The sequence below is a fragment of the Natrinema versiforme JCM 10478 genome, assembly GCF_000337195.1.
Lineage (GTDB): Archaea > Halobacteriota > Halobacteria > Halobacteriales > Natrialbaceae > Natrinema > Natrinema versiforme.
The window spans coordinates 86543-100506 of the sequence record NZ_AOID01000026.1 but is presented as its reverse complement, the minus strand read 5'-3'; the positions used below and the strand labels follow the sequence as shown (position 1 = coordinate 100506).

17 protein-coding genes and 1 tRNA gene are annotated in these 13964 nt (G+C 65.4%); 5 read left to right on the top strand and 13 right to left on the bottom strand.

Annotated features, from left to right (window positions below):
- Positions 1-50: 50 nt before the first annotated feature.
- On the bottom strand, positions 51-1163 hold the full coding sequence (locus C489_RS08230; protein WP_006430749.1) for a lipid II:glycine glycyltransferase FemX: 1113 nt from the start codon (positions 1161-1163) through the stop codon (positions 51-53).
- Positions 1164-1550: 387 nt separating this feature from the next.
- On the opposite strand from C489_RS08230, the gene C489_RS08225 reads away from it, so the two are divergent.
- Both C489_RS08225 and C489_RS08220 read left to right on the top strand, forming a co-directional pair.
- Positions 1551-2027 carry an Lrp/AsnC family transcriptional regulator gene (locus C489_RS08225; RefSeq protein WP_006430748.1) on the top strand — a complete coding sequence of 159 codons (477 nt, stop codon included), beginning with the start codon at positions 1551-1553 and terminating at the stop codon, positions 2025-2027.
- On the top strand, positions 2020-2340 hold the full coding sequence (locus C489_RS08220; protein WP_006430747.1) for a HalOD1 output domain-containing protein: 321 nt from the start codon (positions 2020-2022) through the stop codon (positions 2338-2340). The genes C489_RS08225 and C489_RS08220 overlap by 8 nt, the downstream gene beginning before the upstream one ends.
- A 64-nt stretch (positions 2341-2404) precedes the next feature.
- Here C489_RS08220 and C489_RS08215 read toward each other — a convergent pair.
- The 11 genes from C489_RS08215 to C489_RS08165 form a co-directional block, all read right to left on the bottom strand.
- Positions 2405-2476 (bottom strand) — tRNA-Ala (locus C489_RS08215).
- 120 nt (positions 2477-2596) lie between these two features.
- Positions 2597-3301 (bottom strand): rhomboid family intramembrane serine protease, encoded by a 705-nt coding sequence (locus C489_RS08210; protein ID WP_006430746.1) that lies wholly within the window; start codon positions 3299-3301, stop codon positions 2597-2599.
- A gap of 189 nt (positions 3302-3490) precedes the next feature.
- Complete coding sequence (gene rpsJ / locus C489_RS08205) at positions 3491-3799, bottom strand: 30S ribosomal protein S10 (protein WP_004215311.1); 309 nt, start codon at positions 3797-3799, stop codon at positions 3491-3493.
- Complete coding sequence (gene tuf / locus C489_RS08200; protein ID WP_006430745.1) at positions 3800-5065, bottom strand: translation elongation factor EF-1 subunit alpha; 1266 nt, start codon at positions 5063-5065, stop codon at positions 3800-3802. It abuts the gene before it with no gap.
- Between the two features lie 186 nt (positions 5066-5251).
- The gene (locus C489_RS08195) at positions 5252-6199 is read right to left on the bottom strand and encodes a homoserine dehydrogenase (protein ID WP_006430744.1); all 948 of its coding nucleotides are present in this window, start codon (positions 6197-6199) and stop codon (positions 5252-5254) included.
- Positions 6199-6768, bottom strand: a complete 570-nt coding sequence (locus C489_RS08190) for a hypothetical protein (RefSeq protein ID WP_006430743.1) — start codon at positions 6766-6768, stop codon at positions 6199-6201. Before C489_RS08190 ends, C489_RS08195 begins: the two co-directional genes overlap by 1 nt.
- Before the next feature lie 157 nt (positions 6769-6925).
- Entirely contained in the window at positions 6926-7291 is a 366-nt protein-coding gene (locus C489_RS08185; RefSeq protein WP_006430742.1) for a NifU family protein, read from the bottom strand.
- A gap of 60 nt (positions 7292-7351) precedes the next feature.
- Positions 7352-8800 carry an LVIVD repeat-containing protein gene (locus tag C489_RS08180; RefSeq protein WP_006430741.1) on the bottom strand — a complete coding sequence of 483 codons (1449 nt, stop codon included), beginning with the start codon at positions 8798-8800 and terminating at the stop codon, positions 7352-7354.
- Positions 8801-8914: 114 nt separating this feature from the next.
- On the bottom strand, positions 8915-9892 hold the full coding sequence (locus C489_RS08175; protein ID WP_006430740.1) for an ROK family protein: 978 nt from the start codon (positions 9890-9892) through the stop codon (positions 8915-8917).
- Between the two features lie 132 nt (positions 9893-10024).
- Positions 10025-10489 (bottom strand): universal stress protein, encoded by a 465-nt coding sequence (locus C489_RS08170; RefSeq protein ID WP_006430739.1) that lies wholly within the window; start codon positions 10487-10489, stop codon positions 10025-10027.
- Positions 10490-10632: 143 nt separating this feature from the next.
- Positions 10633-11085 carry a universal stress protein gene (locus C489_RS08165; protein ID WP_049890699.1) on the bottom strand — a complete coding sequence of 151 codons (453 nt, stop codon included), beginning with the start codon at positions 11083-11085 and terminating at the stop codon, positions 10633-10635.
- A gap of 120 nt (positions 11086-11205) precedes the next feature.
- On the opposite strand from C489_RS08165, the gene C489_RS08160 reads away from it, so the two are divergent.
- From C489_RS08160 to C489_RS08150, 3 genes are all read left to right on the top strand, one after another.
- Complete coding sequence (locus C489_RS08160) at positions 11206-11946, top strand: SDR family NAD(P)-dependent oxidoreductase (RefSeq protein ID WP_006430737.1); 741 nt, start codon at positions 11206-11208, stop codon at positions 11944-11946.
- A 48-nt stretch (positions 11947-11994) separates the two neighbouring features.
- Positions 11995-12453 carry an MOSC domain-containing protein gene (locus C489_RS08155; RefSeq protein ID WP_006430736.1) on the top strand — a complete coding sequence of 153 codons (459 nt, stop codon included), beginning with the start codon at positions 11995-11997 and terminating at the stop codon, positions 12451-12453.
- A gap of 117 nt (positions 12454-12570) precedes the next feature.
- Positions 12571-13038 (top strand): phosphopantetheine adenylyltransferase, encoded by a 468-nt coding sequence (locus C489_RS08150; protein WP_006430735.1) that lies wholly within the window; start codon positions 12571-12573, stop codon positions 13036-13038.
- A gap of 30 nt (positions 13039-13068) precedes the next feature.
- On the opposite strand, the gene C489_RS08145 is transcribed toward C489_RS08150, so the two are convergent.
- The gene (locus C489_RS08145; protein WP_006430734.1) at positions 13069-13866 is read right to left on the bottom strand and encodes a ZIP family metal transporter; all 798 of its coding nucleotides are present in this window, start codon (positions 13864-13866) and stop codon (positions 13069-13071) included.
- Between the last annotated feature and the right edge of the window lie 98 nt (positions 13867-13964).

Genomic DNA, 13964 nt, shown 5'->3' with positions numbered 1-13964 from the left:
TCGTCGCGAGTCGACAGGCTGTCGCGGCTGCAATGGCCCGGCAAGCCGAATTACGTGTAATAGGGCCAGTACAGATCGCGGCCGGCTTTCACCAGCGGCCAGAGCGGGCTACACCCCCGCTCCCAGACGAGGACCGGGACGGCGCGCCCGCCGAAGCCTTCCTTGAACCGGAAGACGCCGTCCTCGAAGTCCGTGTTCGTACTGCCGAAATCGTAGGTCTCGTACCCGTGGTCGATCCCCCACTGGAAGACGTGATCGTAGAGGAGTTCCGACGCGTGATCGTCGAAGTACTCCCGAGGAACGGCGGCGAAAAAGCCGTGAATCGAATCGCGCTCATCGTCGAGCAACTCGAGCATCCCGCCGGCGTACTCGCCGTCGATCCGAATCGTCAGCAAGAGCAGACGGTCGTCCATCGACTGCAGCTGCTCGAAGAAAGAGAACGGATACACCTCCCCGTCGACGCGGTCCATGACGCGCTCGTAGCTCCGGTAGAAACGCCGCAGCGTCTCCCGCGAAATCTCTTCCTCGACGATCTCGTAGTCGACGTCTCGACCGCGTTCGATCCCCCGCCGCCGGGTCCGGCTCATGTCCGCGAGGATCCCGTCGTGACCCTTGGTGAGATCGAGCAGGAACCGACACTCCCGTCGGTAGGGCTGGTAGCCCTGTGACTGCAACGCGTCGTTGTACCGCAGGTAGCTCATATCGAGCCCGCGGATCTGGTGGACGATCGTCTTCCCCCGGCAGAGACGCGGAACGGCCGCGAGGACCTGCTCGAGCGACGCTTGCGTATCCGTCGGCAGCAACGGCCCGCCAAAGCCCGGATAGAGCGACGAGAGCCGATTGAACGGCGTCTTCTCGATTCCCACCACGAAGTTCGGCATTCCGCCGATCGTGTTTCCGTCCTTGGTGATCTCAAGGTGTTTGGGTGTGTATCCCAACCCCTGCTCGATCGCGTCGAGCCACTCGTAGCGGTGAAAGACGCTGCCGCGACTCGAGCGCTCGACGATGTCGTTCCACTGGGCTTTCCCCACGTCCTGGATGGAATCGACGACGCTCACCTCGAGATCCGACTCCTCAGTGGCGGATCGCCCGTACCGGTTCGAGAACAGCGACCCGAGTTGACTGACCCTCGATCGGGCGTTGCCGCCGGTCTTTTGTGCCATTGCCCGATGTCAAGAGGGGTTCCCTATTTGGTAGTCCGTCCATTCCGTCCCGGACCCGTGACGGTAACGGCCGCCAACCGGTCTCGACGCGCGGCTGTTGCAGGGGTAGGGGGCGGCTACCCGCCCTCGAATCACGGCTGTGGTCGGCCAGTTGGCCACTACGACTCGAGTACCCCGATCGCGAACGCGACGGCCAATGGAGTTGTGGCCGACAATTCGGGGACCACTTCGGTTCCCGGCCGGAACAGATCGCTCGCCATTGCTTATTCCACAACGCTGATGTCGAAACGTTACTTGTTTCGTAGTACAATGTGCGATATTTGTAGAAAAATATAGTTATGGTACGAAAAGGACAAGGGAGACGCAGACATCTGCGAAACCACGCAAATGGATCTCGATGAGACGAACAAGGCCGTCCTCTATCTGCTCCAACGCGACGCGCGGCGACTCACGACCAAAGAAATGGCCGACGAGATCGGCGTCTCGGCGAGTACGGTACAGAACCGAATCGACCAACTCGAGGCGGAGGGCATCATCCGCGGCTATCATCCGATCGTCGACTACGACAAAGCGGGCCTGCAGTTGCACGTTCTCTTCATCTGTACCGCACCGAACCCTGAACGCGAGCAGTTGGCAAAGGCGGCCCGCGAGGTAAGCGGCGTCGTCACGATTCAGGAGGTCCTCAACGGCCAGCAGAACATCCAGATCGAGGCCGTCGGCACCGAGACCGACGATATCGCTCGGATCAGCGACGAACTCACCGATCTCGGGCTCGAGGTGATCAACTCGAAGATCCTCAAGAGTTTCCACAAGCAGCCGTTCGACCACTTCGGTCAACAGCTCGTCGACGACACGGATGACTGACCCCGGCCCGATCGAATACGACATCGAGACGAACAGCTATCGCGCGCAGTTCGACTTCACCTCGATCGAACCCAGCGTCGCGGTGATCGACGCGCTCGAGGCGATCACCGACCGCGAGTCGACGGCGCTGCCCCCGCTCTACGAGGCCATCGATCCCGAGGGCCTCGATGCGGTCATCGAGAGCACACAGCGCACGCCTCACCCGGACCAGTCGTCGGTCTCCTTTCCCTATCAAGGGTTCCTCGTTACTGTATTTGGAGACGGCACGCTCGAAGTGGCGGTTGGTGGGGACGAAGGCTCGAGTGATAAGTGACGTTTCCAGTAGGGTTTCGATATTCGACGAGTCTACGACTGAACGAGCGAACGACGTGAAGAAGTGGACTCGCTGGGATTTGAACCCAGGGCCTCTTCCTTGCGAAGGAAGCGATCTACCACTGATCTACGAGCCCTCGCCCGTTTCTAACCCGGGTTTCTATTTGTAGCTTGTGTTTCGAGGACGGGTCGTGACCGACCACCACGGGAACGCTCCACTCGAGTACGCCCCCTCGAGCGAAGAGCCAAACAGACCCTCAGCGCCTCGCGGCGTCCGATTGAGTGCTCGAGTCGACCTGTAACACGCGAGCGCGGCCGGCGACCGCTCCGACGAGGAAGCCGGTGAAGTGGGCGATTAGGGCGACGCCGGGCGAGGCGGTGGCGAACGTGACCGCGATCGCGAGCCCGACGAAGACGAGGAGCGACAGCCACTGCGGGACCGCGACGAACGAGGCCAGCCCCGTCGCGAGCCGGTTCGAGGCGACGAGATAGCCAAGCAGGGCGAAGACGGCACCGCTGGCACCGAGCACGCCCGGGGTGGGCGCGACGGGGACGAAGGGCAGCGCCGCGAGCACGCCCGTGAGGACGATTTGGGAGACGCCCGCGATCGCACCCGTAATCGCGAAGAAGGTATGAAAGCGGAGTCGCGTCGTGGCCCGCGCGACCGGCCAGCCGAAGACCAGCAGCGCGATGGTGTTCGAGACGAGGTGGCCGAGCCCGCTGTGGGCGTAGACGCTCGTCACGATCGTCCACGGATCCGTCGTCAGCGGCGGCGCGAGGATGAAAAACGTCCCCATGAGGCCCGCGACCGTCGTGATTCCCTGCGCGACGAAGACGACGGCGAACACGACGAGCACCTCGAGGATCGGGCTGCTCGAGCCCGACGCCGACCCGTCGGTCCCGCCGGAGTCGGACCGCAGGTAGGTGGTTGACTGCGACCGTGACCGCGAGCGACTCGCCATACGGGGGGATGCGACGGCGAGCGACAAAAGTCCCATCGCTTAGGGTGAGCCGAGACGGGAGCAAGCTAGCGCGTCGATGCTCCTCGTGTCTCACTCACGAACGATTCGAATCGTATAGCCACGGCTGGAACCAGTGCTCGAGGCGCGTAAAAACGGTAAATAACGCCACTTCGAGTCGCGATCGGACCGTCAGTCTTCGAGGACGATCTCGATCGAAACGTCGTTTGGCACCTGAATGCGCATGAGCTGTCGGAGTGCGCGTTCGTCGGCGTCCAGGTCAATCAGGCGCTTGTGGACGCGCATCTCCCAGTGCTCCCACGTCGCAGTGCCCTCGCCGTCGGGCGACTTCCGGGTCGGCACCTCGAGCGTTTTCGTCGGCAGCGGGATCGGACCGCTCAGGTTGACGCCGGTGTTGTTCGCGATCTCGCGGACGTCGTCACAGATGTCGTCGAGGTCGTCTGGACTCGTGCCCGCGAGTCGAACGCGTGCTTGCTGCATTTATTCTTTCTCGTGAACTTCGAGGACCTTGCCGGCGGCGATGGTCTGACCCATGTCGCGGATGGCGAAGCTCCCGAGTTCCGGGATCTCGCTGGACGGCTCGATGCTGAGGGGCTTTTGCGGTCGGATGGTGACCACAGCAGCGTCGCCCGACTGGATGAAGTCGGGGTTCTCCTCGGCGACCTCGCCGCTCGAGGGGTCCATCTTCTTGTCGATGGACTCGATCGTACAGGCAACCTGTGCGGTGTGAGCGTGGAAGACCGGCGTGTAGCCGGCCGTGATCACGCTGGGGTGTTGCATGACGACGATCTGGGCCTGGAACGTCTCGGCGACGCTCGGCGGGTCGTCGGCGGGGCCACAGACGTCACCGCGTCGGATGTCGTCCTTGCCGATACCGCGGACGTTGAATCCGACGTTGTCACCGGGCTCTGCTTTGGGCACCTCTTCGTGGTGCATCTCGATCGTCTTCACTTCGCCGCCCACGTCGCTGGGCTGGAAGGAGACGTTGTCGCCGGTGTTGAGGAGACCGGTCTCGATACGTCCGACGGGGACGGTACCGATACCGGAGATGGTGTAGACGTCCTGAATCGGGAGTCGGAGTGGCGCGTCCGTCGGTGGCTCCGGCTCCGGCAGGCTGTTCAGGGCCTCGAGCAGGATTTCGCCGTCGTACCACGGCGTGTTGTCGGACTCCTCGGCGATGTTGTCGCCCTCGAAGGCCGAAATCGGGATGAACGAGGCGTCCTCGGTGTTGAACTGAACCTGCTTGAGCAGCTGGTTCACTTCCTCGACGACCTCGTCGTACGTCGACTCTTCGTAGTCGACGATGTCCATCTTGTTGATGCCGATGATGAGCTCGTCGATACCGAGGGTTCGAGCCAGGAAGACGTGCTCCTGGGTCTGGGGCGCGACACCGTCGTCAGCGGCGACGACGAGGACGGCGTTGTCCGCCTGGGATGCGCCCGTGATCATGTTCTTCACGAAGTCGCGGTGACCAGGACAGTCGACGATGGTGAAGTCGTACTCGTCGGTGGAGAACTCCTGGTGGGCGATGTCGATGGTGACACCACGCTCTCGCTCTTCTGCGAGGTTGTCCATGACGTAGGCGAACTCGAAGCCGCCCTTGCCCTTCTCTTCTGCTTCTTCGCGGTGCTGTTCGATGACGTGCTCGGGTACGCTCCCCGTCTCGTAGAGGAGTCGTCCCACGAGCGTACTCTTCCCGTGGTCAACGTGACCGATGATGGCCAGGTTCTGGTGTTGGTCGCTCATTGTTGTAGCTCACGCGCAGAGGCGCTTATATTGGTCTCTTTGGCTCGTTGCGGTTAAAACCATTTCGAAAGCGTATTCGGACTACCCCGACGCCTTCTTGCGGTTTGGCTAGCATTCACATGCCTGGGACGGTCCCAGCAGCCGACTCGAGTCGCGAATCGATCGGGGAGAAACGACAGTCGCGGATTACAGTGGCGGGAGTCGGCCGACGTCGGAGAGCACTGCCGTGGCCGTTTCCGGTCCGCCGGCACCGCGGCCGCTCGAGTGCAAGGAGCCGGCGTTACGCGTTTCGATCTGGACGATGTTGCGCGTGCCCGTGACTGCGAGGGCCCCGTTCTCGGGGACGAGTCGCGGGCCGACGCGGATTCCCTCGCGGGTCGCCTCGCCGATGAGCCGGATCGTCCGGCCGTCCTCGGCGGCGAGGTCGAGCGCGCTGCCGGGAATCGACTGAATGCCCTCGACGGTGGCGTCCTCGAGAGAGAACCCGCCGTCTCCCAGCACGTTCGCGAGGATGACGAACTTGAGCGCGGCGTCGGTGCCGTCGACATCGAAGGTGGGGTCGGCCTCGGCGACGCCCAGATCCTGGGCCTCCGCGAGGACGTGTTCGTAGTCTAGTCCCTCGGCGGCCATCCGGGTGAGGATGAAGTTCGCCGTGCCGTTGAGCACGCCCCGGACCGCGGTGACGGCCTGTGGCGTGCAGTCTTCGATCGTCGAGAGCACCGGAATCGCGCCGCCGACGGTCGCCTCGAACCGGATCGAGCCCGCGCTGTCGGCCTCGAGCGCGCGGAGTTCCTCGTAGCGTTCGGCCACCGGGCCCTTGTTCGCGAGGACGACGTGGCGGTCGGCCTCGAGCGCGCGTTTCACGTGCGAGAAGCCGGGTTCGGCGTCGCCGAGCGTCGTCGGCGTGGCCTCGACCAGCACGTCGTACTCCGTCTCGAAGACGTCCTCGGGATCGCTGGTACCGAGCGCTTCGTCGCCGACCTTCCGCTCGAGGGCGTCGGCGACGGCGATTCCGCTCGGATCGACTGTGGCCGACATCGAGTCGGCGAGCGCGACGACATCGTGATCGTATTCGGCGGCGAGATCGGCCACCGAGCGGCCGACGTCGCCGGCACCGAGGATTGCGAGTTTCATCAGGCGTCACCTCCGAGCAGGGGTTCGACGACGGTCAGGTCCTTGTCGGTCCCGATCGAGCGGATCGCTGCGAGCGCCTCGGACGATCGGCCGGAGTCGATCGCGAGCCGGGCGCGGGCGCTCGAGATCCCGTCGGTTCCTTCGGGCGCGGCAAGGGAGAGATCAAGCACGACGGCGTCGGCCTCGTCCTCGATGCGCGAGAGCGTATTCGAGAGATCGGTTTCGACGAGGTGGCCGACCAGTACGACGTTTACCTCCTCGCCGTAGTGTTCCGCGCCGGCCTGAATGACGTTGACGCCGGCTCCGCGGAGCCCTTCGACGACGTCGTCGAACCGGTCGGGGGGACACTCCAGATCGACCTCGACGGGGATGTGACCGCGCGGCGTGATGTTGCCGCGTTCGTGGTGGATACTCAACAGATTGCCGCCGTTGTCGGCGATCGGGGCGAGCGCGCGGAGCAACTCGCCGGGTTCGTCGACGAGCTCGAGCCGAACGGTATAGGCGCGGAGGCCGCCGTCGGTTTCGGCGTCGGGGTCGTCCTCGTCGCCGCCCTCGGGCGGGTTAGCCATCATCGACACCTCCGTGCTGCGGGCATCTACTCGTCATCATGATATCTGATGTCCGTAACGGGCGCGTAAAAGGATATAGGACTTGCCAAAACTCTCCGACCCTGTCAACGAGGGCCACGCGGCGTCCAACTGCGAACGGCGGATTCACAGCGGAGTCTCAGAGGTGGTCCTTTCCGGGGTTCGACGAGCCCCAGTCGCCGCGGCCGCCCTCGGTCCGGTCGACGCCCATGATGGACTCGGGCTGGTCGGGGCCGCCGAGGCTGTCGCGCGCGTCGGGCACGCGGACGGTGACTTCGTCGATCTCCGGCCACGTGATGAGTTCGGCCTCGATGTTGCCCGTGGTCACATCGCTGACCGAACAGCCCTTGCAGCCGCCGCCGAGTTCGATGATGACCTCGCCGGTCTCGGGGTCGGCCGCCCGCACCGCGCTGGTCCCGCCGTGCATCTGGATGATCGGCATCTCCCGAGCCATCCACTGCTCGACGCGTTCTTGCAGCGACGCCTCGTCCTCGGAGTCAGTCATGCCCCGTGCTAGGCACTCGAACGGTGTATAAGTTCGGTCATGCCGCCGAAATTCCGCGAATTAATCCTGAACGTTTCCGTGCCGGCGCAGCCACTCGAGTCCCATCCCACCGACGGCGAGGCCGGTAAGGCCGGTAAACCCGGGAATCGAGTCGTCGCCCCCGTCGGCTTCGGTTTCGTTGGCAGCCCCGGTCGTCTCGTTCGACCCGTTACTGTCGGCCCCCCAGCCGTCGGGCTCCTGCAGCGACGGCGGATCGGCCTGCTCGCCCGCTTCGATCGGGAAGGTATAGAGCGCCCCGTCGATCGACGTGTTCGGAATCGCCTCCGTGCTCGTCGCGACGAACGTTTCGCCGGGCTCGAGGACGCGGGCCGTCCAGAAGCCGGTCTCGGCGGGGTCGCGCCACCACGCGAGTTGCTCTGGGTCCGCGGGATCGCTCACGTCGTGGATCTTCACGCCGGCGCGATACCACGACGAGTAGAGTTGCCCGTCCCGCAGTTCGAAGTTATGCGATGTCGTCCACGCGCCCCCACCGTGTGACTCGTCGGTCGTCCGCGGGGGATCGATCGACCCACGGTGGACCGGCTCCGCGGGATCGCTCACGTCGTAGAGGTCGATCCCGCCCGGCCGGTCGGGAGCCTCACCGCCGGTCGCCCACGCCTCCCGCCCGACTGCCATGAGATCGCCGGTGTCGTCGACCGCGGCGTAGTGATCGTTACCCGGTAGCCCGTAGACGGCCTCCTTCCGGTTGTCGATCTCGCGTTGCTCCGCGAGCGTGGTGTCCGCGACGTGGGAGATGTACTCGGGCTCGGTCGGATCGCTCACGTCGACCAGATAGGTCCCCGCGTTCCAGTGAGCGAGGTAGGCGATCCCGTCTTGAACGTAGACGTCGTGAAGATAGCGGGCGAGCATGCCGATATCACGCCAGCCGGGCTCGCGATCCAGCAGCGACCATGTGCCGACGTGGGTGATCTCGTCACCGCCCAGATCGTAGATGGCGAGCGGGTTCTCCTGTTGGGTGTTCGCGGCCACGAACAGCAGTTCGTCCTCGAGGTAGCAGTTGTGGATGTGGTATCCGGTCTCGTACGCGCCGATCGAGACGGGGTCGGCGGGCTCGCTCACGTCGTAGCAGCGAAATCCCATGACCCCGAGGCCCGGGTTGGCCGGACCCGCGACGACCAGCCGGTCGCCGTCGACGGTCACGTCGAGGATCTCGGACAAGGTCTCGCCCTGGAGTTCGATGTCGCGTTCCTCCGCGAGGATCGTCGGCTCGGCGGGGTCGCTCACGTCGACAGTCACGAACCCGGTGGCGACGGCGATGGCAACCGTTTCGCCGTCGTCGGCGACGACGCCTTCCGCAGCGCCGGAGACGGGGATTCGACCGAGCGGGTCGTACCCACCTTCCTGCCGGACGGCGGGACTCGATCGAGACGACGCACCTGCTCCCGCGCTCGAGAGAGGCAGGGCGAGCCCGGCGGCACCACTCCTCGCGAGAAACGCTCTCCGCTCCATACCCACAGCAGAGGGCCGCAGGTACATAGAAGGTGGCTGCTCGCGGCCGTCCGTCCCGGGACTGGGCCCCGATCCGCGACTGCGATTCGAACTGAGTCGGCCTGCTCGAGCGGGTCAGCTCCGCAGCCGTCGCCGATCGCCGGTTCCCTGGGTCAGCGCACTCGCCAGCGCGCCCTCAACGACGACGTCGTCGCCGAGATCGGTGACCCGGATCTCGGGGACGTTCGTCATGACCATCTCGGAGACGCGCTCGCGGATGGGATCGACGACGAGTTCCTCGTTGTGCAAGGCGACCGCGCCGCCGAAGGAGACGACGATCGGCGCGAACGCGTGGACCACGTTGGTCACGCCGATCGCGTTCCAGTGGGCGAGCTGTTCGATGACGTAGTCGGCCAACTCGTCGTCGCCCGCCAGATCGAAGACGTCCTTCGCCGTAAACTCCGCCCCCTCGAGCGGGAGGGACGTCGAGATCGTCGGGTCGTCCTCGGCGAGCAGCCGGGCGTAGTCCGGGATGGCGTTGCCAGAACAGTAGGCCTCCCAGTGACCGTCGCGGCCGCAGCCACACGTCAGGCGGCCGCGGGGGTCGACGACGTAGTGGCCGACCTCGCCGACGTTGCCGTCCCAGCCGCTCATCACAGACCCGTCACAGCAGACGCCGGCACCGATCCCCGAGGAAATAGTGATGTAGGCCATGTCGTCCGGGTTACTGGCGGCGTGAAAGCGCTCGCCGATGACGCCCGCAGCGGTGTCGTTGTGGAGGTAGACGTCCTCGCTGTCGATCAGTTTCGCGATCGGTCCCGTCAGCGGGATCCGGTCGATCGAGCTCGGGAGGTTCGCGGGGTCGATCACCGCGCCCTCCGCGAGATCGAACGGCCCGATAGAGCCGATCCCGGCGGCGGCGATCCGCTCGGGATCGACCCCGGCGTCGCCACACGCCTCGCGAAGCGTTCGAAGCACACCTTCGGTCACGTCGATACCCGTCGGCCCGCGTGGTGTCGATCGGCGACTCACGCCGATCGTCGTCCCGTCGGCCTCGGCGACGATGGCCCGGACGTTGGTCGCGCCGAGATCGACGCCCGCATAGTAGACCATGTTGTCCTAACGACGACCGTCGCCGTACTTAACTACCCAGATTATACTCGGCGACGAGTAGCAATCTCGATACGTTACGGAGTCGATAGCGAGGCGGTAGCGAGCGGGATCGACGACAGTTCGCGAGAGGGGCTATTCCATTACGTCGAGATCTCGGAAGTAGGTAACCGGACAGGGGGCCTGCAGGATGATTTCCTGTGAGACGGAGCCGAGAACCGCCTTTTCGGCCGGCGAGCGCCGCCGTCCGCCGACGACCATTCGGTCCGCGCCGACATCGATCGCCATATCGACGACTTTCGTACTGACCTCCCCGAGCGCGCCCTTGATCTCGTAGTCGACGCCGGCCTCCTCGAACCGTTCGGCGAGTTCCGGCACCGGCGCGCGCTCAGCGGCGACCGCGTCGGGGTCGACATCGTCGACGCGGGCGTCGAAGCCGAGATCGTCGTGGACGTCTTCGTACTCGTCTGCCGTGAACGCGTGCCCGATCACGACGGTCGCATCGAGGGGGGCCGCGATCTCGAGGACCGTTTCGGCGAGTTCCGGCGCGCGCACTGTGTCCATGGGACCGACCGCGAGAAGCACCGTATCGATTGCCATACGCTGACAATGGTCTGGCCACCCGCTTAAGTATTCTCTTCGGGGCGGTATTACAGCATGGTCGTCATGTCGACGGCGTGACCACTACCCGAAACGGCGGCCCACTATCGGGCCGTCGTCGCCGCGGTTCGACGACCGGTCGGCTACTCGTCGTGGCGAACGAACGTGACCGGGCAGGGAGCCGACAGCATAACCTCCTGTGCCGTCGAGCCGAAGACGGCCTTCCCGGTCGGCGAGCGCCGGCGGCCGCCGACGATGACGCGATTGGCTGCGGTACTGTCCGCCAGATCGACGATCGTCGGCCCGTGTTCCCCGACGGCTCCCCGGACCTCGTAGTCGACGCCGTGTTCCTCGAGGATCGACTCCATGTCGTGGATCGTCGAGTGCCGGGCCGCGACGGCGTTGGGATCGACCGTGTCGAGGTCGGTATCGAAGTCGAGGCGATCGAGTACCTCGTCGTACTCGTTGCTCGTGAACACGTGTGCGAGGACGACGGTTGCGTCGGCGGGCTTCGCTACTTCGAGGACCGCTTCGGCAAGTTGGTCGCTGCGGTCGGCGTCGCCGGGACCGACTGCAAGCAATACTGTATCTAGCATAGCAGACGATTTCCCCGCGCACCGCCGTAAATCCGGGGGGTGCGATCCGGACGCCTCGAAACTGGACACGCACGCGTGGGTTCCGGGCGATTTTTCCACGCCGTCGCCGAGGACCGAGACATGGACGGACCGGATCTCGACGGGCAGACGGTACTCGTCACGGGCGCAGCGACCGGCGTCGGCCGCGAACTCCTGCTTTCGACGGCCGACTGCGGCGCGCAAACGGCGGTTCACTACCACACGAGCGCCGACGCCGCCCGCGAGGTAGCCGCGGAGGCCCGCGACCGCGGCGCGGCCGACGCGATGACGATCCAAGGGGACGTGACCGATCCCGAGAGCGTCGACGGCCTCTTCGCGGGCGTCGAGGCCGAGCTCGGGAGCGTCGACGTGCTGGTGAACAACGTCGGTGACTTCGCGCCCGCCCACTGGGCCGACCTCGAGTTCGGGACGTGGAACCGGGTCCTCGAGACGAACCTCAACGGGACCTACCTCTGTTCGAAGCGGGCACTGCCGGCGATGCGCGAAAACGGCTACGGCCGAATCGTCAACGTCGGCTACGCCTCGAGCGAGCAGGGCCTCGTCAGCCCGAAGAACTTCCCCTATTTCGTCGCCAAGAAGGGGGTCCTGATGTTTACGCGCATGCTCGCGGCCGACACGCAAGACGACGAGGTGACGGTCAACGCCATCTCGCCGTACGTCGTCGAGAACTCCGACGAGTTCCCCGACGACCTCCCGCGGGACCGGCCCGCGAGTTTCGACGACCTGATCGCGCCGCTGTACTTCTTCCTCGATCCGGACAGCGAGTACGTCAGCGGCGAAAACATCGAGGTCGACGGCGGCTGGTTGCCCGAGGACGTTTGATCGTCTCGGACCGACCGATATACCTCGGTCCCCGTCGTCGCTCGAGCCATGCCGGGAACGGTTCGAGCGATTCACGTCGCGCCGACACAGGGCGCACCGATGGAACGAGTCGACCGCGTCGAGGCGGTCGCTGGGCGGGGTCTCGAGGGGGACCGCTACTTCGCCAGCGAGGGCACGTTCGCCGACCGCGAGGGATGCGATCTGACCCTGATCGAATCGGAAGCGCTCGAGGCCGTCGAGCGCGACTACGATATCTCGCTCGAGCCGGGGGTTCATCGGCGAAATCTCACGACCGAGGGCGTCGCGCTGAACCGACTGGTCGGCGAACAGTTTCGGATCGGGGCGGTCGTCTGCGAGGGCACGGAACTCTGCGAGCCCTGCTCGTACCTCGAGTCCCACCTCAAGAAGCAGGGCGTCCGCGAGGCGCTGGTTCACCGCGGCGGACTTCGGGCGCGGATTCTCGAAGGCGGCGCGGTGACGGACGGAACGCCTGTCGAACGGCTCTAAGGCGGCGCGTTCGGTCCGGGAGTGCCAGTCTGCCGCGACCAACGACTGTGTCGGCAGTCGGCTCGCCGCCGGCCGAGTCGCACCACAGTTATGGGGGCTCTCGTACTCGGTTCGCCCATGCGAGTCGCAGTCGCCGGCACGTTCGGGCCGCTCCACGACGGCCATCGAACCCTCTTCGAGCACGCGCTCCGCTTCGGCGACGACGGCGTCGTCGTCGCGATCACGGGCGACGAACTAGCGGTCGAGACCCGCCACGAATCCCGACCGATTCCGTCGCTCGAGGAGCGCACCCGAGCCGTGACTGCGGAACTCGCCGCCCTCGACGAGTGGGATCGGGACATCGACCTGCGCACGCTCGAATCCGAGTACGGAATCGCGACCGACGAGCCGTCGATCGACGCGCTGGTGGTCTCCCCCGAGACGGCCCCCGAACTCGAGGCGATCAACGACCGCCGACGCGAGCGCGGGTTCGAGCCGCTGTCGGGGATCGTCGCACCGTACGTCTACGCTGCCGACGGCGAGCGGATCTCCTCGACGCGGATCGTCACGGGGGAAATCGACGAGCACGGGCGGGTGCTCGAGTGAAACGCAGTATCGAATTTTCCTGCGAGAAGCTCACACGAACGCGAGCGGCACCATCACGAGCACCCCGACGGCGATGCCGCCCGCGAGTTCGGGCTTCCCGCCGCGGGGCAGCCGCTCGCCGATCTCGAGGGCTTCGGGGAGGAACTCCGTGAGCACGAGGTAGATCATCGCGCCGGCGGCGAACCCGAAGCCGTAGGGAAGGAACTCGCGGGCGTAGCGGACGAAGCCGTACGCGAGGACGGCCCCGACCGGTTGCGGGAGACTCGAGAAGACGGCCCACCAGACTAGCTTCCAGTTGGCAACGTCCATCGAGCGCAGCGGGATCGAAATCGCCGTTCCCTCGGGCACGTTGTGAATCGAAATCGCGACCGTCATGAAGATCGCCAGCACCGGGACGGTAAAGCCGAGGAGTTCGGTGCCGCCCTCGAGCCCGAGGTCGGCGAAGGAGACGCCGACGGCGACCCCCTCGGGGAAGCTGTGAACGGTCAGAACGCCGAGGATGAGGACGAGTTTCTTGAAGTCCGCTTCCTCGTACTGCCGGGGATCGATGTCGGTGTCCATCAACACCTCGTGTGCGAGGACGACGAGCGCGACCCCGGCCGCCATCCCGATGCCGATCTCGAGGGGAGTCCCCTCGGCCAGCCCTTCCTCGACGAGGCCGAACAGCGACGCCGAGACCATGATCCCCGAGGAGAGCCCCCAGAGGATGACGTTTCGGCGGTCGCTGAGCCCCTCGAAGAAGAAAAACGGGAGCGCGCCGAGACCGGTCGCAAGCGCCGTGATCAGACCGGCGACGAACACCAACACGAGGTTCTCGAGAAGCGCCATTCGTCCGAACGTGGGACCGGAGGCATAAATCGGCGGCGGAGGCGGCCTCTCTGGCCGTTTCGATGGCGATTCATCCCTCGTATGGGGGGTCGTGGTCG

What these genes read in the sequence shown, in the direction of transcription:
- C489_RS08220 (WP_006430747.1), top strand. Translation starts at nt 2,020, where the DNA reads ATGACTGACCCCGGCCCGATCGAATACGACATCGAGACGAACAGCTAT.
- tuf (WP_006430745.1), bottom strand. Translation starts at nt 5,065, where the DNA reads ATGAGCGACCAACACCAGAACCTGGCCATCATCGGTCACGTTGACCAC.
- C489_RS08230 (WP_006430749.1), bottom strand. Translation starts at nt 1,163, where the DNA reads ATGGCACAAAAGACCGGCGGCAACGCCCGATCGAGGGTCAGTCAACTC.
- rpsJ (WP_004215311.1), bottom strand. Translation starts at nt 3,799, where the DNA reads ATGCAGCAAGCACGCGTTCGACTCGCGGGCACGAGTCCAGACGACCTC.
- C489_RS08185 (WP_006430742.1), bottom strand. Translation starts at nt 7,291, where the DNA reads ATGACTGACTCCGAGGACGAGGCGTCGCTGCAAGAACGCGTCGAGCAG.
- C489_RS08180 (WP_006430741.1), bottom strand. Translation starts at nt 8,800, where the DNA reads ATGGAGCGGAGAGCGTTTCTCGCGAGGAGTGGTGCCGCCGGGCTCGCC.
- C489_RS08160 (WP_006430737.1), top strand. Translation starts at nt 11,206, where the DNA reads ATGGACGGACCGGATCTCGACGGGCAGACGGTACTCGTCACGGGCGCA.
- C489_RS08195 (WP_006430744.1), bottom strand. Translation starts at nt 6,199, where the DNA reads ATGAAACTCGCAATCCTCGGTGCCGGCGACGTCGGCCGCTCGGTGGCC.
- C489_RS08175 (WP_006430740.1), bottom strand. Translation starts at nt 9,892, where the DNA reads ATGGTCTACTATGCGGGCGTCGATCTCGGCGCGACCAACGTCCGGGCC.
- C489_RS08155 (WP_006430736.1), top strand. Translation starts at nt 11,995, where the DNA reads ATGCCGGGAACGGTTCGAGCGATTCACGTCGCGCCGACACAGGGCGCA.
- C489_RS08210 (WP_006430746.1), bottom strand. Translation starts at nt 3,301, where the DNA reads ATGGCGAGTCGCTCGCGGTCACGGTCGCAGTCAACCACCTACCTGCGG.
- C489_RS08150 (WP_006430735.1), top strand. Translation starts at nt 12,571, where the DNA reads ATGCGAGTCGCAGTCGCCGGCACGTTCGGGCCGCTCCACGACGGCCAT.
- C489_RS08190 (WP_006430743.1), bottom strand. Translation starts at nt 6,768, where the DNA reads ATGGCTAACCCGCCCGAGGGCGGCGACGAGGACGACCCCGACGCCGAA.
- C489_RS08165 (WP_049890699.1), bottom strand. Translation starts at nt 11,085, where the DNA reads ATGCTAGATACAGTATTGCTTGCAGTCGGTCCCGGCGACGCCGACCGC.
- C489_RS08170 (WP_006430739.1), bottom strand. Translation starts at nt 10,489, where the DNA reads ATGGCAATCGATACGGTGCTTCTCGCGGTCGGTCCCATGGACACAGTG.
- C489_RS08145 (WP_006430734.1), bottom strand. Translation starts at nt 13,866, where the DNA reads ATGGCGCTTCTCGAGAACCTCGTGTTGGTGTTCGTCGCCGGTCTGATC.
- C489_RS08225 (WP_006430748.1), top strand. Translation starts at nt 1,551, where the DNA reads ATGGATCTCGATGAGACGAACAAGGCCGTCCTCTATCTGCTCCAACGC.